Source organism: Marinospirillum alkalitolerans, assembly GCF_045055655.1.
GTDB classification, from domain to species: Bacteria; Pseudomonadota; Gammaproteobacteria; order Pseudomonadales; family Halomonadaceae; genus Marinospirillum; species Marinospirillum alkalitolerans.
The window spans coordinates 187,094-206,160 of the sequence record NZ_JBANFI010000001.1 but is presented as its reverse complement, the minus strand read 5'-3'; the positions used below and the strand labels follow the sequence as shown (position 1 = coordinate 206,160).

Sequence of the window (19,067 nt, the reverse complement as noted above, 5' to 3'; positions counted from 1 at the left end):
TCAGGCTCCTGGCTGTTTATCCTAAGTCGCATTCGGTTACACTGGGTTAAAAATACCACCCTTTGTTGCGCTTTTCGAGGTCTCTATGTCACAGCCAAGCACCATCCATTTAAAAGACTATCTCCCACCAGCATTTTTGATTGATCAAGTCGAACTGGATGTTGACCTCCACCTTGAAAATACCCGTGTCGTCAGTCGTTTACATCTGCGCCGTAATCCACAACGCCCCGAGCCTGGCCTGCCCCTTGAACTGCATGGACAAGAGCTGACTTTGCACTCCATCCAAGTCAACGGCGCGCCTTTCAGTGATTATCAACTGACGGAAAGCGGCATCACACTGCATCACTTGCCTGATCAGGCGGTGCTTGAAACTCAGGTGGAGATCAGCCCAGCGCAGAACACGGCTCTAGAGGGGCTGTATATTTCTGGCGGCCACTTCTGCACCCAATGTGAGGCTGAGGGCTTTCGTCGTATCACCTACTATCTGGATCGGCCTGATGTGCTGGCCCGCTTTCGCACGCGGATCAGTGCCGATGCCGCCCGCTATCCTGTCCTGCTCTCCAACGGTAATCTGATCGAACAAGGCCAGCTCGAAGGCGGGCGTCATTTTGTCTGCTGGGAAGACCCCTTCCCCAAGCCTGCCTATCTGTTCGCCTTGGTGGGTGGTCAGCTTCATGCAGTCAAGGACCAGTTCACCACACTAAGTGGCCGCAAAGTGGCGCTTGAGCTGTGGGTTGAAGAAGAAAACCTGCACAAGGGCCAGCATGCACTGACTTCACTCAAAAAGGCCATGCAGTGGGATGAGACGGTCTATGGCCGCGAATATGATTTAGACATCTATATGATCGTTGCCGTAAACGACTTCAATATGGGAGCGATGGAAAACAAGGGGCTGAATATTTTCAACTCGGCCTGCGTGCTGGCGGACCCCAAAAGTGCAACAGACCGAGCCTTTCACCGTGTTGAAAGCGTCGTCGCGCATGAATATTTCCACAACTGGTCCGGCAATCGCGTCACCTGCCGCGATTGGTTTCAACTCTCGCTGAAAGAGGGTTTTACCGTGTTTCGTGATCAGCAATTCAGCGCTGATCAGCATTCGGCGGCTGTTGAGCGGATTCAAAATGTCGCGCTGCTGCGTACAGCCCAGTTTGCCGAAGATGCTGGCCCCACGGCGCATCCTGTCCGCCCCGAAAGCTATATCGAGATCAACAACTTTTATACCCTGACGATCTATGAGAAGGGCGCTGAAATCGTGCGGATGCTGGCCGAGCTGCTGGGCTGGCCGACCTTCCGTCGCGGCAGCGATCTCTACTTCGAACGCTTTGATGGCCAAGCAGTGACGATTGAAGACTTTGTCGCGTGCATGGCAGAGGTTTCAGGGCAGGATTTAAGCCAGTTTATGCGCTGGTATCACCAAGCCGGTACCCCCCAGCTGCGCGTTGAGCGCCACTATGATCCAGCGGCGCGCACTTTCACACTCACCCTGCACCAGCAGACGCCACCCACCCCAGGCCAGAGCGATAAACAACCGCTGTTGATTCCGGTCAAGCTGGGGCTGCTCGATGCACAGGGGCAGGATCTGCCTTTGATTCTCAAGGGTGAAGCGCTGGGCGATGAAACCGTGATCCATCTGCGTGAGGCCAGCCAAAGCTGGGTCTTTGAACAACTGGATGCAGCACCTCTACCCTCGCTCTTGCGCGGTTTCTCAGCCCCAGTGAAGCTGGATTATCCACGCACGGATGCGGAACTGGCCTTGCAACTGACACAGGACAGTGATGGTTTTAATCGCTGGGAAGCCGGTCAAAAGCTGGCGCTGAATGCGATTGATGCCTTGATCCAGCAACAGCAGCAAGGGCAGGATTTACAGCTGCATCCCAGCCTAGTTTCTGCCTTTGCCGCGCTGTTGCAGGATCATCAAGACCCAATGATGCTGGCCGAACTGCTGCAACTGCCCTCTGAGGCTTATATTGCTGAGCAGTATGCTTGTGTGGATATCGATGCGATTCATATCGCGCGTGACTATGCACGCAAGATGCTCGCCACCCGCTTCTATGATGCCTTTCTCGCGCTCTACCAGAGATTTGATCTGCAAGCGCCTTGGTCTGCCGAGCCAGAGCAGCTGGCCGCGCGCCAACTTAAAAACACCTGCCTGGCTTATCTGGTTGCCACCGAATCCGAAGCCGCCTTCACCCTTGCCCAGCAGCAGTTTGAGCAGGCCGACAATATGACCGATCAGCTGGCCGCGCTAACCGCCTTGGCCCATGCCGAAGATCCTGCACAGGGACAAGCCGCGCTGAGGGCTTTTGAGCAGCGGTGGCAACAGGATGCGCTGGTGATGGATAGCTGGTTTAGCGTGCAGGTCACGCGTCCTTATGCTGATGCGCTGGATCGTCTGCATCAGCTCAAGACACACCCTGCCTTTTCGATGAAGAACCCGAATAAAGTGCGCGCACTGCTGGGAGCCTTCTGCCAGCAAAACCCAAGCCGCTTCCATCGCCGTGATGGCGCCGGTTATGCAGCACTGGCTGATGCAGTGATCGAGCTCAACCAGCTGAACCCACAGATTGCCGCGCGCCTGGTGCTGCCTTTAACACGCCATCAGCGCATGGATGATCATCGTAAGGCGCAGATGAAAGCCGAGCTACAACGCATTCAGGATCAACCCCTGAGCCCAGATGTCTATGAGGTGGTCAGCAAAGCACTGGCCTCTTAAAGCGCTGCACGCATCCTTGCCAGTGCAGCTGATTAATGGCCACTGGCGGGATGCTTCTCTTCCACCAAAACGTCTAAAAGCTGCATCGTTTGATCACTGGCGGCTTCGACGGCCTGCACCTGCTCAACAATCTGCTCGCGCAACTCAGCAGAGCGCAGCCAGTTTTGTTCCACCAGTGCCACAGCCTGATGCGCATAGTGATGCACCTGAGCGTGGGGGGCTTCTAGCAATCTATAGCTGGGCAGCTGACGGAACTGCTCATAGCCAAAGCCTTGCTCATACCACTGCCCCAAACGACACTGGTGATGATTCACCTGCACGGCTTGCGCCGCTTGCTGATACTGCTGCACATCCTGAATAGCCAGATAGGTGCGCTGCTTGTAGACGATATGATCAACCTTAGCGAGGGTGGTGAAATTCTTATCACTGGCCAGGGATAAACGCTGATGTGTATCGCGCGTTGAGACAGCCAGATCGCGGAAGGTTTGATGAAAACCGCCAATATCCTGATTCAACGCACTGGCTTCTGTACCGGCCTGCTCTGATGCCGCACGCATCTGCGCTGAGCGAAAAGAAAAGGTAGTGATGATCTGATTGATCTGGCTGGCGGTTTCTTTTGAGCGCCCCGCCAAGGTGCGTACTTCATCCGCGACCACGGCAAATCCCCGCCCATGCTCACCGGCACGCGCGGCTTCAATCGAGGCATTCAACGCCAGCAGATTGGTTTGCTCGGCTAGATTATCAATCAGCGCTAAGGCTTCAATGACCTGCTGACCATCGCCTTCTAGCTGCTCAACCAGCTGCTGAATATGCCCAAGCACCTGGGTGATATTGCCCAGCTGACGCAGCATCACATCGATCATCTCTTCAGCCCGCTCAGCCTGCTCTAGATTGGTGGTCGCGGTCGCCAATGCCACTTTGATCTGTTCGATCACACTGACCAGATCAGTCTGAATCGTTGACAAGTTTGGCACCAAAGAGTTGACATTGACCTCATTCAAGCGCGACATCAGCTCATTGCGCGAGCGAATTTCTTCAACCTGACGCATCGCCTCAAGGCCCTGGTTCAACTGCTCTAAAGAGCGATGTGGCGCACCAGAAACCGCTGTACTTAAGGCATAGCGGTGTGGCACACCTTCTTTGACATCTAAGAAAGCGCTATTGGCCTCAAGATAAAAGCTCTGCAGTTGATCGAGCAGCTCATTCATCTCCCAAGCCACCTGCCCCACCTCACCGAGACCTGAAGTCTCATTCACACGATGGTGTAGCTCACCCAGCTTAGTGCGTTTGATCGTTCGATGAACCCGATGCAAGACATTCAGCGCACTGCCCATCAGATGACGGGTGTAGATCAACATACCTAAGACAAATAAAGGATAGAGCCAGATCCACCAGGCGCTGGGTTGCATCCACTGAATCCCGCCCGCCACAGCCAGCGCCAGCAGCATTTGTATCGCCTGCGCCCAACGCATCTGGGTGCCTAGAAAGGGCTGAGCACCACTTTTGCGTGAGGTTTTGCGTGCATAGGTTGGCTGATAATTCGGTGTGGCAGGCGAGGTTTTTTGCTGCTGCCGATAGTGAGCCTCAATCAAGTATTCGCTATAACTTTGATGCCCCGCTGCTTGCAAGGCTGCTTCTAGACAGCCTAGCCCTGCCTGCATATCGCGCTTTTCGGCCTCAAGCACCTTGGCATAAATCGGTTCGATCAATGCAATCATCGCCGCCGATGCTGGATAATGCACCGCGCAGTAACCCACCTTCTTGCCTTGATGATCAAAGTTGGGATAAAGAACCGTCAAGCTCCAATAGGCCTGCTGCTGCGCACCTTGGTTTTTCACCAAAATAAAGGCTTCATCATCACGCTCTAATCGCTTCCACACTCTTTGCCAGATACAGCGCGGCATCTCTGGATGGCGTACCAGATGGTGATTATGCCCAATCAGCTGCTTTTCGTGATAACCCGTCACGCGCATAAAGACGCGATTCACATAGGTAATCTCCCCTTTTAAGTTGGTGATCGACACCATCGTATCGCCAACATCGGGGGTGTGGATCGTCTGCATTTGAGAAGGGGCACGAGTGTCAGTGTGGGACATAGGGATTTCCTTGACGAGGCGTCTAGATAAAGCAATAGCATAACAAAACCAAGCCGAGATGGAAGCCGACCTTCGTTAGGCCGTCCTCCATACTTTTCAGGGCACTTTTCTTTTCAACATCCTTTAACTGACTTTAAATCGACCAGAAAGCTGCTGCAAACCCGAAGCCAGGCGAGCCAGTTCCTCGCTAGCGCTGGCTGAGTGGTGCGCGGCTTCTGCCGCTTCGCGACTGACATCACTGATCGCGCTGACTCGCTGATTAATCTCCTCCGCCACACTTGTTTGCTCTTCAGCGGCGCTGGCAATTTGCATATTCATATCATTGACGGTGGCCACACTGGCCGTGATCTGTGTTAACGCTTGGCCGGCCTGTTCAGCATGCTCCACTGAGCTTTTAACAACCGTTTGCCCTTGCTGAATCGCCTTGACAACCTCATTCACACGACGCTGGAGTTGCTCAATCATAGTTTGAATATCTGTGGTCGAACTTTGCGTACGCGAGGCCAGTGAGCGCACCTCATCGGCCACCACTGCAAAACCTCGGCCTTGCTCACCTGCGCGGGCTGCTTCGATAGCGGCATTCAATGCCAGCAGGTTAGTTTGCTCGGCAATACCGCGTATCACATCAATCACACTGCCAATTTGCTGGCTTTCATCATTCACCTGCTCCACCGTTTGGCTGGATTGTGAAAAGATCTGCGCCAGCTGCTCAATGCGCTGACGAGTGTGCTGCACGACACCTTGCCCATTCTGTGCCTGATGATCGGCTGCTTCCGCGCCCTGCGCCGCAGCCAGCGCATGCTGAGAAACCTCATGCACGGTGGAGGTCATCTGATTCATCGCTGTCGCGACCAGTTCGATCTCTTGCTGCTGCCGCTGCATTCCTTCGCTCGATTGGGTGCTGATCGCTGACATTTCTTCTGAGGCCGCCACGATCTGATCAATCGCCGAATTCAACTCTTGAATTAAATGATGAAAAACTTCCAGCAAGCGATTCACATCCTGAGCAATCGCGCCAACCTCATCCTGACGCAACACCGGCACGCGCAACAGCAGGTTCTTGCTGGATTCAATCTCTTCCATCACACCTTGCATCTGCTGTAAGGGCTGCGTAATCGCACGATAAGTCCGCATTCCTAAGGCCACCACCAAGATCGTCACCACAAGACTCAACGCGGTAAACCACCAGGTCATCGCTGTGGTACTGGCATGCACAGCATCTCGCTTAACGCTAGCTTCTCTCAGCTGGAGATCAACCAGATCACCAAAGACACCACTAATCGGATCAATCACTTGATAGAGTTCGACAATACTCGCTTGTAACAGCCCTTCGCCGCTGGCACCTAAGCTGGCGAGCTGACGATCCAAGCGTTCAATCATGGCATTGGCTGGGCCAAAAAGTCGACGCGCCTGAGCTGCCAGCTCGGCTTCCTCTGCGGTGAGCTGTGTGGACATATAAACACGCCAGATGGCATCGATCTCTTGACGCGCTTGGCTGAGCTCTGTACGCGCCTGTTGAGGCGAAAACTGGCCGATATGCACCTTATTGGCAGCATCAATGACCGAGACCGCATAGCGGTCGACCACCGTTTTAAGCTGGGCCAAAGGCTCAATACGATCAACATAGAGGGCCTCCAGCCCATCATCTATTTGCTTCATCAGGCTAATGGATAGCCCAGTCAGGACAAAGAGCGCCGTGACAGACACAAGTATGCCGGTCATCAGCCGCGAGCGGAGGGTCATCTTCATGGGAGCTTCTCTTGAGGGGTGTAATCAAAGTGCAGTATAGGTGTTTAGCAGGATCTAAAACAGATGTTTTTGATATATCGACAGCACGAAATGAAGATACCAAGATGAAGGCATCAAGATAAAACCCGCCCGTCAGTTCACCCACAAAAAAAAGGAGCCTTGCGGCTCCTTAGGATCAAGCAGTAAAAAGCTTACTCGCTGGCTTCACTCAGCTTCGCCTCGAGCTCACCCATCAGCTGGGTAATCGACTGAGCTGACTTGCCGGTTTCATCGGCCAGTTCTTTGACCTGATCCGCCACCACCGCAAAACCTCGCCCGGCCTCACCGGCACGCGCCGCTTCAATACTGGCATTTAGGCTGAGCATCTTCAGTGTTTTCAGAACCTGGAGGATTTTTTGCGTTTGGCTAATAATTTGATTACTGGTGCCGCCGACGTCTTCCATTTTTTTGCGCCGCGTCACTTCTTGCGACTTACGATCATTGATATCAGCAATAATGCCTTCAAGATGCGTCACCTGACCTGCAGCATCGCGCACGGCACCACCATGCTCATTCACCCACTGGGTAGAGCCATCCGCTCGCTTGATACGGTAATCAATATTCCAGTTAGTTTCGCTCTTAACAGCCTGCTCAATCGCAGTGTTCACGCGTGAGCTATCATCTTGATGAATCAAGGCCATATAAGAAATGCGTTGATTATTCAGCAGATCCTTTTGGCTGTAACCTGTCACCTTCTTCACTGCACCAGCAATGTTACACATGGTGAAGTTTTTATCGTTACGGCAGCGGTAAAGAAAGCCATTCATTCGGTTGGCGATGCTTTCATAAATCCGCGCTTCGTCCTCGTAATCACCCGCGTCCATGTTGTGATCAAATGCGTCTGAACTCATATCTTAAAAACCCTTGTAAAGGAGTGACAGGGAATCAATCTGGCTATGATGATAGCAGTAAAGGCATGATAGCAGTAAAGGCGGTTCAAACAAGCGACAAAACGCGCACTCCAATCCGATTTCAAGCCTATTTAAGCAGGCTCAGCGCACACTTCAAGCCTCAGCCACATGAAAAACAAAGCCTTGGCGATCTGGGCAACGCTGACAACCTAAGCGACCGACTAAAACCTGATCCGCCAACGAGAGTCCGGCCTCAGGCACGACCAACACCACACCCTGCTGCTGGGCCTGCGCAGCAATCAGCGCCATCAGGCGGCTCGCCACCCCTCGACGCCGTGTGACAGCCCGCACACACAAATGGCGCACCTGCCATTCATCTTCACGCACAGGCGAAACCAAAGCAGCTCCGATCAGATGATCATTAAACAAGGCACCGGCAAACCAGCGGTCTTCTAAAGACAGCGCCTGTGTAATAAAAGGCTCAACCTCTAAAGGCGCATCTTTTAAACAGCGGCGTTCAGGCTCAGCCTCGCTGTAAATCTTGTGTAAATCCGTCTGCCATCCTGGCTCTTGCTGCAAGATCCTTGCATCTATTTTTCTCAGTAAAACAGGCATGACAGCCCCCTTGTTGATCAAGATCGGGTCGGTGTTCCGTGACTGATTTCCCTTGGCAGGCTGCGCTAAAGACGCACTGACTTGTCAGTCCAAGGTTGAATCCTGCATCTTAGCCCATTTTTGCCGGAGCTGTTATAATCGATTTTTGCTCATCCGCTCGCTGTTGGATTGAATGACCCACTCGCTAAAAAAGGCTGCTTAAAAAGATGATGGCACGTCGCGCTAGTGTTCGCCGCAACACCCTGGAAACCCAAATTGAAGTCAGTATCAACCTTGATGGTACTGGCCAGTTCAGCTGTGAATCCGGTATCGGTTTTTTGGATCACATGCTGGAGCAGGTCTCTCGTCACGGCTTGATCGACATGGAAATCAAGGTGGTTGGCGATCGTCACATTGATGATCACCATAGTGTCGAGGATCTGGGAATCACTCTGGGGCAGGCTTTTGCTCAGGCCGTCGGCGACAAGAAAGGGATGGTGCGCTATGGCCACTCTTATGTGCCCTTAGATGAGGCGCTTTCTCGTGTGGTCATTGATTTTTCAGGCCGCCCAGGTCTTTTTATGAATGTCGAATTTACACGCGCCGCCATTGGTGGGCTCGATACTCAGCTGTTCTGGGAGTTCTTCCAAGGCTGGGTGAATCACGCTCAAGTCAGTCTGCATATCGATAACCTGAAGGGTTTTAATGCACACCATCAGGCAGAAACCATTTTCAAAGCCTTTGGTCGCGCACTGCGCATGGCATTAAGTGCGGATGAGCGCATGGCAGGACAGATGCCCTCGACCAAGGGTGTGCTCTAATGGATCGCGGCCCCAAGCAGCCCCAGGTGGCGATTATTGATTATGGCATGGGCAACTTGCATTCAGCCCACAAGGCGCTGGAGCTGGTTGCCGCAGGCACAATGAGTGTCGGTATCACCTCTGACCCTGAAATCATCCGCCAAGCTGAGCGCGTGGTGCTACCGGGTGTCGGTGCCATCCGTGACTGTATGGCCGAGATGCACCAGACAGGCTTGATTCCAGTGATTCGTGAATGCCTCGCCAGCAAGCCTTTTCTGGGCATTTGTGTGGGCATGCAGGCGTTGATGGAAACCAGCGAAGAAAATGGTGGCGTCGAGGGTCTGGCGCACTTTGCCGGTCAGGTTCGCTTTTTTGGTGATCAACTCAAGGATGCACAAGGCCAGCGTTTGAAGGTGCCTCATATGGGTTGGAGCCAAGTCCGCCTAGCACAAAAAGATCACCCCCTGTGGCAAGGCATAGCAGATCAAGAGCGCTTTTACTTTGTCCACAGCTACTTCGTTCAGGCTGAGCAACGCGACCATCTACTGGCAAGCTGCACCTATGGCGCTGTTGAACTGGATGCTGCACTGGTACATCAGAATGTGGCAGCAGTACAGTTTCATCCAGAAAAAAGCGCGCAGGCTGGATTACAGCTACTCAACAACTTTTTACATTGGCAACCCTAGGCCACTAAGCCACCTCTTATCCTTGCACGGCTGGCTTAAACCCAGCTTGGCAAGCCAGAGGTTTTTAGTCTGCGCCCAGCGGGGTGTCACCTTATAAACAGTGCGGCAGTCAACCATGCTGCTGATCAAGCGGAACTCCAACTATGCTGATTATTCCTGCAATTGATTTAAAAGATGGCCAATGTGTGCGCCTCAAACAAGGCCGCATGGAAGACGCCACCAGCTATGGCAACGATCCAGTTGAAATGGCGGCACGCTGGGTCGAGGCAGGCTGCCAACGCCTGCATCTGGTGGATTTAAATGGCGCTTTTGATGGTCAGCCTGTCAATGGTGATGCCGTGACCGCCATTGCGCGCGCCAATCCAGGCTTGCCCATCCAAATCGGCGGCGGGATTCGTGATGCCGCCACGATTGAACACTATCTGCAAGCAGGTGTGCAGTGGGTGATTATTGGCACCAAAGCAGTCAAGGAACCCGCCTTTGTCAGCGAAATGTGCAAGCTCTTTCCTGGGCATATCATTGTTGGCCTGGATGCCAAAAACGGCCTTGTCGCGACCGATGGTTGGGCAGAAGTGTCGAATATCCAAGCCACAGATCTGGCCAAGCGCTTTGCCGATGATGGCGTCTCAAGCATCGTCTACACAGATATCAGCCGCGATGGCATGATGCAGGGCGTCAATCTGGAGGCCACTGTCGAACTGGCTCAGCAAGGTGGTTTGCCAGTGATTGCCTCAGGCGGTGTCACCGATCTGAGCGATATCGAACGCCTGCTCAAGGTCGCGGATCAAGGTATTCTCGGTGCCATTACTGGCCGTGCGATTTATGAAGGCTCGCTGGATCTGGCTGAAGCGCAGCGTTTGGTCGATCAGACCTTGGCGAACTAACCAACTCACATCAGTAAGGATCAACTTATGGGATTGGCAAAACGCATTATTCCCTGCCTCGATGTGGATCAAGGCCGGGTCGTCAAGGGTGTCAACTTTGTTGGCATACGTGATGCTGGCAACCCTGTTGAAGTCGCTAAGCGCTACAACGATCAGGGTGCCGACGAAATCACCTTCCTGGATATTACCGCCAGCCACGAAGACCGGGGCACCACCATCGAGATGGTGGAAGAGATCGCCGGTCAGGTGTTTATTCCGCTGACCGTCGGTGGCGGGATACGGACCTGCGAAGATATACGCCGCATGTTGAATGCTGGTGCCGATAAGGTCTCGATCAATACCGCAGCGGTGACCAATCCGGCTTTGGTACGCGAGGCAGCAGAGCGCTTTGGGCGGCAGTGTATCGTGGTCGCGATTGATGCCAAGCGCGTCTCCGCTGAGGGCGAAACCCCGCGCTGGGAGATTTTCACTCACGGTGGCCGCAAAGCCACGGGGTTGGATGCCGTAGAGTGGGCCATCAAAATGGTGGAGCTGGGGGCAGGTGAACTGCTGCTGACCAGCATGGACCGTGATGGCACAAAAAATGGTTTTGATCTCGGTGTCACGCGCGCGATTGCTGATGCCGTCTCCGTGCCGGTTATCGCCTCAGGAGGCGTTGGCAATCTCCAACACCTCGCTGAGGGTGTCTTACAAGGCCATGCCGATGCTGTGCTGGCTGCCAGTATTTTTCACTTTGGAGAATATTCGATTCCTGAGGCCAAGCGCTTTATGGCCAATCAGGGAATCGAGATGCGCTTATGACTTCCACCTCAACCACTGTCACGCCTTCTTTCAACCAGCCCCAGTGGCTGGTTTTTCTTGTGCTCTGGCTGCTGGGCCTCTATTTACGTCTGCCCATCCTCGTCATTCCGCCCTTGGCCAACTGGATTCAACAGGATTTCACGCTCTCGCAGACCCTGCTCGGGAGTCTGACCACCCTGCCAATCTTGATGCTCTCTGTCGGGGCGCTGGTCGGAGCGCTGGCAATTCATCGTCTGGGGCCAAGAAACACACTGATTTTTGCCGTGCTGCTGGTCGCGCTGGCCTCAGCAGGCCGTGCACTGGCTCCTGATCTCGCCTTACTGCTGAGCGCGACGCTGCTGATGGGCTTGGGTGTGGCGATCATGCAGCCCGCGCTGCCCGCCGTGCTCTCTTTATGGTTGACACCACAACGCTTGGCGCTGGGTACGGCCGTCTATATGAACGGCATGCTAATGGGTGAATTTATTGGCGCAGGGCTGACACTGCCTTGGCTGATGCCCTTGCTGGATCATCAATGGCGCGCCACGCTACTGGTGTGGTCTTTACCCGGCATCCTTGTCGCCGCTTTGGCCCTGCTACCGCGTTTGCGTCAAACAGAAGCCGCTCCAGCGGCAACCACCACCCAGAAAAGCGCAGGCCTCTCACCCTCTTGGCTCCCCGATTGGTCTGACCCCCTGCTGTGGCGGATCGGTTTTATGCTCGCTGTCAGCGCCTCGCTGTTTTTTGGCACCAATGCCTATATGAGCAGCCTGCTCGAAGCCCGCAATGAAGAACATCTCCTTGAAGCGGCTTTTTTCTGGTTCAACAGCGCGCAGATGTTCGCCTCTCTTTTTATGCTGGTGATGGCAAAGCACTGGATCGCCCGTAACTGGCCGCTGCGTATCAGCTTGCTCACCTGCCTGGTTGGACTCCTGCTCTTTTTGATCACCGAAGGCGCACTGAGTCTCTTGTTCGGCTTTGTGCTGAGCTTTGGCGCGGGCGTGTTGTTGATCCTGCTGGTCGCGCTGCCTGCACAACTCCGCAGCAGTGCCGAAGCGGGTCGGTTGGCCGCAGGGGCCTTCACTCTCTCCTATGGCTTGTCTTTTGTCTTGCCTCTGCTTGGGGGGTTGGTTGCCGATTTCACGCAACAAGCCAGCATGAGTCTGTGGTTCTTACTACTGCTGGCCACGGCTGTGCTACCCTTGGCTTGGACACTACCTTTAAGTGCAGCAGATCAGCGCCAGACTGAGCGCTAGTCCAGCCGACTTCAGCATCAGGCCCAGAGGGAGAAGAGCATGCATCCGAAGCATCAGATGGCTTTCAATCCATCAACGACGGCATCCTACTCAGGAGCAGCACCCGCCTGCCAGTGTGGCTCTTTGCTGCTGGTGCGCTTTCATCAGCGCATCATGAATGAACTGACACGACGCGCGTTGCTTGGCGGTAGCCTGACTGCCTTGGCCGGTCTGTTTAGCGGTCTGATCAGCCCACAACTAGTGGCCGCGCACCCCACGCCATCTGCACCATTGGCGCTCACCCATCTGCGCCTTTTTGATGGTGAGCGCCTGCATGAAGGCCAAGCGATTTGGATTGAGAATGGTAAGATTCGCGCACTGCTGGCCGAGAATGCCCTTCCAGCCGATCTGGCGCGTCTTGATTGCCAAGGCAAAACAGTGATTCCCGGTTTGATTGATGCCCACTGGCATACCACGCTGGCCGCCATCACTCAGGCACAAGCCATGACCGCCGATCTTGGCTATGTGCATCTGGTTGCAGGACGCGAAGCCGAGCGCACACTGATGCGCGGCTTTACCAGCGTGCGCGATGTTGGCGGGCCTGCCTTTGCGCTCAAACGTGCAATCGATGAAGGACTGATTCCAGGCCCTAGAATCTACCCTGCTGGCGCGATGATTTCTCAGACCTCAGGCCATGGTGATTTTCGCCTGCGACATGAACTGCCACGCAGTCCACTCAGCCCCCTTGCGATCACCGAGCAAGCGGGTGTTGCCGTGATTGCTGATGGCGAGGCGGAGGTGCTCAGACGCACACGCGAACAGCTGATGCTGGGCGCAAGCCAGATCAAACTGATGGCAGGTGGTGGTGTCGCCTCCAGCTATGATCCCTTGGATTCAGTGCAGTTTAGTGAGCGTGAACTCCGTGCTGCCGTTGAGGCTGCTGCCGATTGGGGCACCTATGTGATGACCCATGTTTATACCTCAGCGGGGATTCAGCGCGCACTCCGTGCAGGGGTACGCTCAATAGAGCATGGCCAGCTGGCCGATGAAGAAACGGTACGCATGATGGCAGATCAGGGAGCCTGGTGGAGTCTACAACCCTTTTTGCAAGATGAGGATTCCAACGTTTATCCAGATGAAGCACGACGTGCCAGCCAAGCACAGGTCGCACAAGGTACGCTACGCGCTTATGAGCTGGCACAGCGTTTTGGCGTCGCGACAGCCTGGGGAACCGATGTCTTGTTCAATCCGCAAAATACCCAGACCCAAGGGCGGCAGCTGGCAAAAATGACCCGCTTTTATTCGCCTTTAACCGCTCTCAAAATGGCAACAGCCGATAATGGCGCGCTCCTAGGCTTATCTGGGCCACGCAATCCCTATCCTGCTCCACTGGGACGTATCGAGGCACAGGCTTGGGCTGATTTGCTGGTGGTCGAGGGTGATCCTGAGCGCAGCCTCGACTTTCTCAGCGACCCAGAACGCAACCTTTGCTTAATTATGAAAGGCGGCCAGATTTACAAAAACACCCTATCCAACTCCGCCTAAAAAGCGTGCAGACCACAAGGCCCAGCTACAAGGTACCACGCAGGTGGAGCTTAAACTGGGTCGGGTCGAGCAGAACCTCGCGCAGCGGCCGCCCTGGTTTGTACTTCATATCGTAGGTCAGAATGCGTTGTACCTGCTCTTTTAACTCAGGGCTGGCCTGCACACCAAGAATCACCGACATCACCGCACGAGGCGGGAAGGGATAGAAGTAGAGGGTCTGCCCATTCTTGAGCTGCTGGCTCGATTTCGCATCACTCAAGGGACGCACCAAACGCACCTCTTCTTCTGAGGCATACTCAGGCGCACGATGAAACAAAGCCGGAAAGGGCTTCATCGGATGATCAGCTTGAGGCCGTGCAGGGCCGTAGACAACAGGCCGCATAATCTGTTTTTGCTGCTGAAAAGCGGGATAAGCCGTATCCAGCTCGACCACCAACCCTTGATGCTGCTGGGCATAACGCTCCCACAACAGAGGATGATCTGGCCGCTTAAACAGACGACACCAGCCTAGCTCGTCATAGGCTTGAGGGTTTGGCAAAACGCTCGGCTTACCCTGCTTTTTCTTGCGCATCTGGGCTTCAATCTGCGGGCGTTTTTTTTGTGCCTCGCGGACAAAGGTTTCCCAGTCCATCAGCCCCTTCAAGGCTGGCGGCAGGGCCTTAAACTGCTTTTCAATTTCCTGCTGAAAATCAGCCTCGGCAATGCGTATGGCCTGACGCTGGATGGCTTTGGCATTGTGGATAAACGGGTCTTTGACATCACGAATCCCAGTGAGGTGCAAGCGCGCATGACGCAGCACATCCAACTGATTCGCCTGTAAATAAAGATAGAGCTTCATAGACTGATCACAGCCGCACCATAGATCTTCGCCATCTCCTCCGGCATGCGTCGTGGACGACCAGAAGACAAGGCCACACAGGCAAAGTGAGTCTGGGCGCGCAACAGGGTTTTATCATCGGCCGCGCGTCTGAGCTGAAAGTGGCGGGTCAGAGAAAAACGCCGATCACAGGCGACAATCCACGTCGCCAAGGAGAGGGTCTCATCCTCAAAAGCCGCCGCCAAATAATCAATCTCATGACGCTGGACCACCATCGCCCGATCCAGACGCTGATAATCAGCAAAGCTCAATCCCAGTGATTCAGAATGCGCCCAGCTGACCTGCTCAATCCAGCGCAGGTATTCAGCATTATTCACATGCTGATAATGATCGATCATCGCGGGTTCAACCTGCACATCCAGCACAAAAGGCTGCGCATGATCCCAACAGGAGGCCGTCATTTTAATCTAGCTGCGCCTGATAATCGGCCGCTGTCATCAGCTGAGCGGCTTCTTCTGCATACTGCTCTGGATCGACTTCCAGCTCATAAATCCAGGTTGCGATAGGTGCTTCATTTACCTGCTCAGGCTGGTCTTCAAGCAGGGCATGAAAAGCCACCAGACGGCCTGATACGGGTGCCAAAATCTCAGAGGCTGTTTTGACGGATTCAATCGCGCCGATCAGTTCGCCAGCACGCACTGAAGTATCTAAAGCCGGGGCCTCAATAAACACCACATCGCCAAGGGCTTCCTGAGCAAAATCGCTGATGCCCACCTGCACGCGTGTGGCACTTAAAGGGCGCACCCACTGGTGAGTGGCAGAGAAAAGCGTGGTTGCGGCAAGAGAGTCTGACATAAGTTATTCCTTAGGCTGAGCCGCCATTAAAAATCATCTTTTAATTTCAATTGGTGCTGACTGTGATCCTGATAATCCACCACCTTGCGCTGGAGCAGAGCAGCAAACTCATCGGGATTCACATCTTCAGGAAAGTGGCGTAAAGGCAACCACATGGGGCCAGGGTAGAGTAAGAAGCCTTCTCGCGTGCGCACCACCCGCTTCATCTGTGACCAAGGCCAGGACTGCTCAGCGGCTTGATTCACTTTCAGCTTCACGCCAGACTCATCGACTTCGTAAGCCAGCTTGACGCCATCGATGCCTGAGCGGCGGTAGGCACGCCCCAAGCTCCATGTCAGCAAGGTGCCACGCAGGGTATACCAGCAGAGCACAGCGGCAATCAGCACCAGATCCCAGATTGAAAAACTAAAGCCACGATAGCTCATATTGATCAGAATCAGGCCGAGCACCGTCACCAAAGTCAGCCCCAGCAGTAAGCGCTGACGCTGACGCCTTGGCCCGACTTCATAATCATATAAGGCTTGGCGAACAAATTGAGGCTCTGTCCAAGCATAATCGACACGCATCATCCTTCTCCTTTGACAAGCGCTATCTCATCCCAGATGGGCATTCAAGAGGGACCTTAAAAAGGCAGCGGCGTTTTACTGACACCGACCCACCCTGCATACAGCACCAACACCAAGGCTGGCAGCAGCAAAAGCGCCTTTTGACGACGTATCGCGATGGCTGTAAGTACCATATAACCCACCAGCGCCAGCAGCTTGGCCGTCATCCAGCCACTATTGTAGAAAGGCCACTGCGACAGGTGCGCCGCTAAACCCAAGGCCGAGGCCAAAATCGTTAAATCGATGACATGATGCACAACACGAGCCCAAGTCCGGCCGATCCACTGCATGCCGATCAACAGGCCACCGCTGCGCAGTACAAAGAAGACTAAGGTCAGACCCACCATCATCAAATGCAGGTGCTTTAAAGCCATATAGCTCATTGTTTTTCCTCATCAGATTGGATCAAGCCACTGGTGGGCTCTTTGAACATCACGGCTGGCATTCTAACAGATGCACCTCAGAACAGAAGTCTCTTTGCTCTGAGTGAAGTGTGCAGCCTCAGTGTTGGCATTGTGGACAAAAAACAGTGCGGCGCTGCGCCTGCACCAACTGCTCTAAATCTGTTCCACAAACACGGCAAGGTGCACCAGCCCGCCCATAAACCTGTAAGGTTTGCGCAAAATAACCTGGCTGACCATCGCCACCGACAAAATCGCGCAAGGTGGTGCCACCTTGGGCAATCGCCTTGGCAAGAATGTCTTTGACCTGCTCCACCAAGCGCGCACATTCACTCTCACTCAAACTGCCGGCCGCTCGCCGAGGATCAATACGCGCTTCAAACAAGGCTTCAGTGGCGTAGATATTCCCCACGCCCACCACTCTTTGCGGACTCATTAACCACACCTTGATCGCCTGACGCTTACCCCGTGTGGCCTGATACAACCAAGCAGCATTGAACTCAGCGCTTAATGGTTCAGGGCCAAGATGGGCAAGAGCAGGTTGATCCTGCCAAGCACCTTGATAGTGAAGGAGCGCACCAAAACGCCGTGGATCATGATAGCGCAGGCGATCTGGATCACCTGGCTGACGCGGCTGCACCACCAACTCAAGATGATCGTGTTTTTTCCACTCAGTCTCTGCTTGCACAAGACGCAGGCTCCCTGACATGCCCAGATGCCAAATCAAGCCTTCGGATGGCACGCTCTTTGCCTCTGGATCAACTGTCTCCGGATCAACTGCCTCTGGATTGACGGCCTCTGAGTTGACTGTCTGTGGACTGCGTAAGAGCGGCATCACGAGATATTTGGAGCGGCGCAATAAGGGCTGGATGATCAAACCAGGCAGCTGCTGACTCAACTCGGGATCAACAGGCCAGCGCAAGCGACCTTGCCGCAGGGTAAAAGCCAGAATAGTCCGGCCTTCTAGCCAGGGCGCTATACCGAGGCGCGTGGTCTCTACTTCGGGCAATTCAGGCATCGTCTGGGTGTCCTTATGATAAACAGCAGACACAAAAAAACCCGAGCCACGCTGAGCGGTTCGGGCTAGATTCTACTCGAGCCAACAAGAGCAATGTCGAAGACAAATTACTTGATTTTAGCTTCTTTGTAGACAACGACCTTGCGAGCCACTGGATCATACTTGTTACGCTCCAGTTTTTCTGGGGTGTTACGCTTGTTCTTCATCGTCGTATAGAAGTGGCCAGTGCCTGCACTGGAAACCAGCTTAATTTTCTCACGCATGACTTTTTTTCCTCAAAAATCAGATTTTTTCGCCGCGCTTAGCGATATCCGCCAGCACCTGCTCAATACCGTGTTTGTCAATGATGCGCAGACCTTTGCTAGAAACGCGCAGTTTGACAAAACGCTTTTGAGATTCAACCCAAAAACGGTGTACGTGCAGATTAGGCAAAAAACGACGACGCGTTTTACGCTGTGAGTGGGAAACGTTGTTCCCAGTGAGTGGCTTCTTGCCAGTCACTTGACAAACCATGGACATTATAGGCCTCCAGTCGATCTAAGGGCGCAGTGCTGATGAAATAGAAAGGGCGCCTTTATACCAGAAAGGTAGCCTGCCGACAAGCTGACAAACCATCCGGGTGAAAAAGCCGCAGTATTATAGCAGACCTCGGGCAGCAAAAGACACAGGTTCTCCATCACCTATCACAAAATGATCCAAAATACGCACATCCACACTCTGCAAAGCCTGCTTAAGGCGCTGAGTGATCTGTTCATCAGCACGACTGGGTTCAGCAATACCTGAGGGATGGTTGTGGGCCAGAATCACTGCGGCGGCATTATGCTCTAATACCAGCTTGACGACTTCGCGTGGGTAGACCGAGGCAGCGTCCACTGTACCACGAAACAGCGCCTCATAGCGAAGCACACGATGCTGATTATCCAATAACAGCAGCGCAAAGACTTCATAGGGCAGATCACGCAGCTGCAGCTTCAAATAACGTGCGGCCGCTTCAGGGCTGGTTAGGGCCTCCCCCCGCACCAGTTCAGCCTCCAGATGGCGCTTGGCCATTTCCAGCACGGCCTGCAACTGAGCATATTTAGCCGCGCCTAATCCGGGATAGGCACAAAAATCCTCTTGCGTGGTATTCAGCAAAGGGCGCAAGCCACCATAGTGGGCCAGCAGATCCTGCGCTAGAGCAACAGCATTTTTACCCTTCACACCAACGCGCAAAAAAATAGCCAGCAGCTCAGCATCACTTAAATGCGCCGCGCCAAGTTGCAACAGTTTTTCTCTAGGCCGCTCATCGGCGGGCCAATGATTAATCCCCATCCTCACCTCCTTGTTGACGCGCATCCCTCTCAGACAGGGGGCAACCACGCCAGTGATCACCCTGATCAGCGACTGGAGCAGCCCTCTG

20 protein-coding genes are annotated in these 19,067 nt (G+C 54.0%); 7 read left to right on the top strand and 13 right to left on the bottom strand.

The genetic code is table 11. From position 1 onward, the window contains the following. The first annotated feature begins 85 nt into the window (after nucleotides 1-85). Entirely contained in the window at nucleotides 86-2,713 is a 2,628-nt protein-coding gene (pepN, locus tag V6U78_RS00890; RefSeq protein ID WP_405336196.1) for an aminopeptidase N, read from the top strand. Nucleotides 2,714-2,745: 32 nt separating this feature from the next. On the opposite strand, the gene V6U78_RS00885 is transcribed toward pepN, so the two are convergent. From V6U78_RS00885 to V6U78_RS00870, 4 genes are all read right to left on the bottom strand, one after another. After that, entirely contained in the window at nucleotides 2,746-4,809 is a 2,064-nt protein-coding gene (locus tag V6U78_RS00885; protein ID WP_405336193.1) for a methyl-accepting chemotaxis protein, read from the bottom strand. 123 nt (nucleotides 4,810-4,932) lie between these two features. Continuing rightward, a complete protein-coding gene (locus tag V6U78_RS00880) occupies nucleotides 4,933-6,558 on the bottom strand; it encodes a methyl-accepting chemotaxis protein (RefSeq protein ID WP_405336190.1) in 1,626 nt (541 codons plus the stop codon). Between the two features lie 191 nt (nucleotides 6,559-6,749). Next, nucleotides 6,750-7,448 (bottom strand): methyl-accepting chemotaxis protein, encoded by a 699-nt coding sequence (locus V6U78_RS00875; RefSeq protein ID WP_405336187.1) that lies wholly within the window; start codon nucleotides 7,446-7,448, stop codon nucleotides 6,750-6,752. Nucleotides 7,449-7,601: 153 nt separating this feature from the next. Beyond that, nucleotides 7,602-8,063 carry an acetyl-CoA sensor PanZ family protein gene (locus V6U78_RS00870; RefSeq protein ID WP_405336184.1) on the bottom strand — a complete coding sequence of 154 codons (462 nt, stop codon included), beginning with the start codon at nucleotides 8,061-8,063 and terminating at the stop codon, nucleotides 7,602-7,604. Nucleotides 8,064-8,269: 206 nt separating this feature from the next. Here V6U78_RS00870 and hisB point away from each other — a divergent pair, with 206 nt between their 5' ends. The 6 genes from hisB to V6U78_RS00840 all read left to right on the top strand — a co-directional run bounded on the left by hisB (nucleotide 8,270) and on the right by V6U78_RS00840 (nucleotide 13,972). Beyond that, a complete protein-coding gene (gene hisB, locus V6U78_RS00865; protein WP_405336181.1) occupies nucleotides 8,270-8,863 on the top strand; it encodes an imidazoleglycerol-phosphate dehydratase HisB in 594 nt (197 codons plus the stop codon). Next, nucleotides 8,863-9,528 (top strand): imidazole glycerol phosphate synthase subunit HisH, encoded by a 666-nt coding sequence (gene hisH, locus V6U78_RS00860; RefSeq protein ID WP_405336178.1) that lies wholly within the window; start codon nucleotides 8,863-8,865, stop codon nucleotides 9,526-9,528. The genes hisB and hisH overlap by 1 nt, the downstream gene beginning before the upstream one ends. A gap of 143 nt (nucleotides 9,529-9,671) precedes the next feature. Beyond that, a complete protein-coding gene (gene hisA / locus V6U78_RS00855) occupies nucleotides 9,672-10,412 on the top strand; it encodes a 1-(5-phosphoribosyl)-5-[(5-phosphoribosylamino)methylideneamino]imidazole-4-carboxamide isomerase (protein ID WP_405336175.1) in 741 nt (246 codons plus the stop codon). A gap of 27 nt (nucleotides 10,413-10,439) precedes the next feature. Next, nucleotides 10,440-11,213, top strand: a complete 774-nt coding sequence (gene hisF / locus V6U78_RS00850; protein ID WP_405336172.1) for an imidazole glycerol phosphate synthase subunit HisF — start codon at nucleotides 10,440-10,442, stop codon at nucleotides 11,211-11,213. Further along, nucleotides 11,210-12,448: an MFS transporter gene (locus V6U78_RS00845; protein ID WP_405336169.1), complete on the top strand. Its 1,239-nt coding sequence runs from the start codon at nucleotides 11,210-11,212 to the stop codon at nucleotides 12,446-12,448. The genes hisF and V6U78_RS00845 overlap by 4 nt, the downstream gene beginning before the upstream one ends. A 39-nt stretch (nucleotides 12,449-12,487) precedes the next feature. After that, nucleotides 12,488-13,972, top strand: coding sequence for a metal-dependent hydrolase family protein (locus V6U78_RS00840; RefSeq protein ID WP_405336166.1), 1,485 nt, complete (start codon nucleotides 12,488-12,490; stop codon nucleotides 13,970-13,972). 25 nt (nucleotides 13,973-13,997) lie between these two features. On the opposite strand, the gene V6U78_RS00835 is transcribed toward V6U78_RS00840, so the two are convergent. The 9 genes from V6U78_RS00835 to radC all read right to left on the bottom strand — a co-directional run bounded on the left by V6U78_RS00835 (nucleotide 13,998) and on the right by radC (nucleotide 18,979). After that, the gene (locus tag V6U78_RS00835) at nucleotides 13,998-14,810 is read right to left on the bottom strand and encodes a hypothetical protein (RefSeq protein ID WP_405336163.1); all 813 of its coding nucleotides are present in this window, start codon (nucleotides 14,808-14,810) and stop codon (nucleotides 13,998-14,000) included. Then, nucleotides 14,807-15,250, bottom strand: a complete 444-nt coding sequence (locus tag V6U78_RS00830; RefSeq protein ID WP_405336160.1) for an acyl-CoA thioesterase — start codon at nucleotides 15,248-15,250, stop codon at nucleotides 14,807-14,809. Before V6U78_RS00830 ends, V6U78_RS00835 begins: the two co-directional genes overlap by 4 nt. Before the next feature lies 1 nt (nucleotide 15,251). After that, entirely contained in the window at nucleotides 15,252-15,644 is a 393-nt protein-coding gene (locus V6U78_RS00825; RefSeq protein WP_405336157.1) for a glycine cleavage system protein H, read from the bottom strand. A gap of 26 nt (nucleotides 15,645-15,670) precedes the next feature. After that, a complete protein-coding gene (locus tag V6U78_RS00820) occupies nucleotides 15,671-16,213 on the bottom strand; it encodes a YcxB family protein (protein ID WP_405336154.1) in 543 nt (180 codons plus the stop codon). Nucleotides 16,214-16,266: 53 nt separating this feature from the next. Continuing rightward, a complete protein-coding gene (locus V6U78_RS00815; protein WP_405336151.1) occupies nucleotides 16,267-16,632 on the bottom strand; it encodes a SirB2 family protein in 366 nt (121 codons plus the stop codon). A 118-nt stretch (nucleotides 16,633-16,750) separates the two neighbouring features. Next, nucleotides 16,751-17,668: a bifunctional DNA-formamidopyrimidine glycosylase/DNA-(apurinic or apyrimidinic site) lyase gene (mutM, locus tag V6U78_RS00810; protein WP_405336148.1), complete on the bottom strand. Its 918-nt coding sequence runs from the start codon at nucleotides 17,666-17,668 to the stop codon at nucleotides 16,751-16,753. A 107-nt stretch (nucleotides 17,669-17,775) separates the two neighbouring features. Further along, nucleotides 17,776-17,931, bottom strand: a complete 156-nt coding sequence (gene rpmG, locus V6U78_RS00805; protein WP_405336145.1) for a 50S ribosomal protein L33 — start codon at nucleotides 17,929-17,931, stop codon at nucleotides 17,776-17,778. Between the two features lie 19 nt (nucleotides 17,932-17,950). Beyond that, nucleotides 17,951-18,187, bottom strand: coding sequence for a 50S ribosomal protein L28 (gene rpmB / locus V6U78_RS00800; RefSeq protein WP_405336142.1), 237 nt, complete (start codon nucleotides 18,185-18,187; stop codon nucleotides 17,951-17,953). Nucleotides 18,188-18,304: 117 nt separating this feature from the next. Continuing rightward, complete coding sequence (gene radC / locus V6U78_RS00795; RefSeq protein ID WP_405336139.1) at nucleotides 18,305-18,979, bottom strand: RadC family protein; 675 nt, start codon at nucleotides 18,977-18,979, stop codon at nucleotides 18,305-18,307. Between the last annotated feature and the right edge of the window lie 88 nt (nucleotides 18,980-19,067).

Excerpts from the sequence above, each read along its gene's own strand:
- hisH (WP_405336178.1), top strand. The coding sequence starts at position 8,863 with ATGGATCGCGGCCCCAAGCAGCCCCAGGTGGCGATTATTGATTATGGC.
- radC (WP_405336139.1), bottom strand. The coding sequence starts at position 18,979 with ATGGGGATTAATCATTGGCCCGCCGATGAGCGGCCTAGAGAAAAACTG.
- rpmG (WP_405336145.1), bottom strand. The coding sequence starts at position 17,931 with ATGCGTGAGAAAATTAAGCTGGTTTCCAGTGCAGGCACTGGCCACTTC.
- V6U78_RS00875 (WP_405336187.1), bottom strand. The coding sequence starts at position 7,448 with ATGAGTTCAGACGCATTTGATCACAACATGGACGCGGGTGATTACGAG.
- V6U78_RS00870 (WP_405336184.1), bottom strand. The coding sequence starts at position 8,063 with ATGCCTGTTTTACTGAGAAAAATAGATGCAAGGATCTTGCAGCAAGAG.
- V6U78_RS00845 (WP_405336169.1), top strand. The coding sequence starts at position 11,210 with ATGACTTCCACCTCAACCACTGTCACGCCTTCTTTCAACCAGCCCCAG.
- rpmB (WP_405336142.1), bottom strand. The coding sequence starts at position 18,187 with ATGTCCATGGTTTGTCAAGTGACTGGCAAGAAGCCACTCACTGGGAAC.
- V6U78_RS00815 (WP_405336151.1), bottom strand. The coding sequence starts at position 16,632 with ATGAGCTATATGGCTTTAAAGCACCTGCATTTGATGATGGTGGGTCTG.
- V6U78_RS00830 (WP_405336160.1), bottom strand. The coding sequence starts at position 15,250 with ATGACGGCCTCCTGTTGGGATCATGCGCAGCCTTTTGTGCTGGATGTG.
- hisB (WP_405336181.1), top strand. The coding sequence starts at position 8,270 with ATGATGGCACGTCGCGCTAGTGTTCGCCGCAACACCCTGGAAACCCAA.
- V6U78_RS00825 (WP_405336157.1), bottom strand. The coding sequence starts at position 15,644 with ATGTCAGACTCTCTTGCCGCAACCACGCTTTTCTCTGCCACTCACCAG.
- hisF (WP_405336172.1), top strand. The coding sequence starts at position 10,440 with ATGGGATTGGCAAAACGCATTATTCCCTGCCTCGATGTGGATCAAGGC.
- V6U78_RS00880 (WP_405336190.1), bottom strand. The coding sequence starts at position 6,558 with ATGAAGATGACCCTCCGCTCGCGGCTGATGACCGGCATACTTGTGTCT.
- V6U78_RS00820 (WP_405336154.1), bottom strand. The coding sequence starts at position 16,213 with ATGATGCGTGTCGATTATGCTTGGACAGAGCCTCAATTTGTTCGCCAA.
- V6U78_RS00885 (WP_405336193.1), bottom strand. The coding sequence starts at position 4,809 with ATGTCCCACACTGACACTCGTGCCCCTTCTCAAATGCAGACGATCCAC.
- V6U78_RS00840 (WP_405336166.1), top strand. The coding sequence starts at position 12,488 with ATGCATCCGAAGCATCAGATGGCTTTCAATCCATCAACGACGGCATCC.
- hisA (WP_405336175.1), top strand. The coding sequence starts at position 9,672 with ATGCTGATTATTCCTGCAATTGATTTAAAAGATGGCCAATGTGTGCGC.
- pepN (WP_405336196.1), top strand. The coding sequence starts at position 86 with ATGTCACAGCCAAGCACCATCCATTTAAAAGACTATCTCCCACCAGCA.
- V6U78_RS00835 (WP_405336163.1), bottom strand. The coding sequence starts at position 14,810 with ATGAAGCTCTATCTTTATTTACAGGCGAATCAGTTGGATGTGCTGCGT.
- mutM (WP_405336148.1), bottom strand. The coding sequence starts at position 17,668 with ATGCCTGAATTGCCCGAAGTAGAGACCACGCGCCTCGGTATAGCGCCC.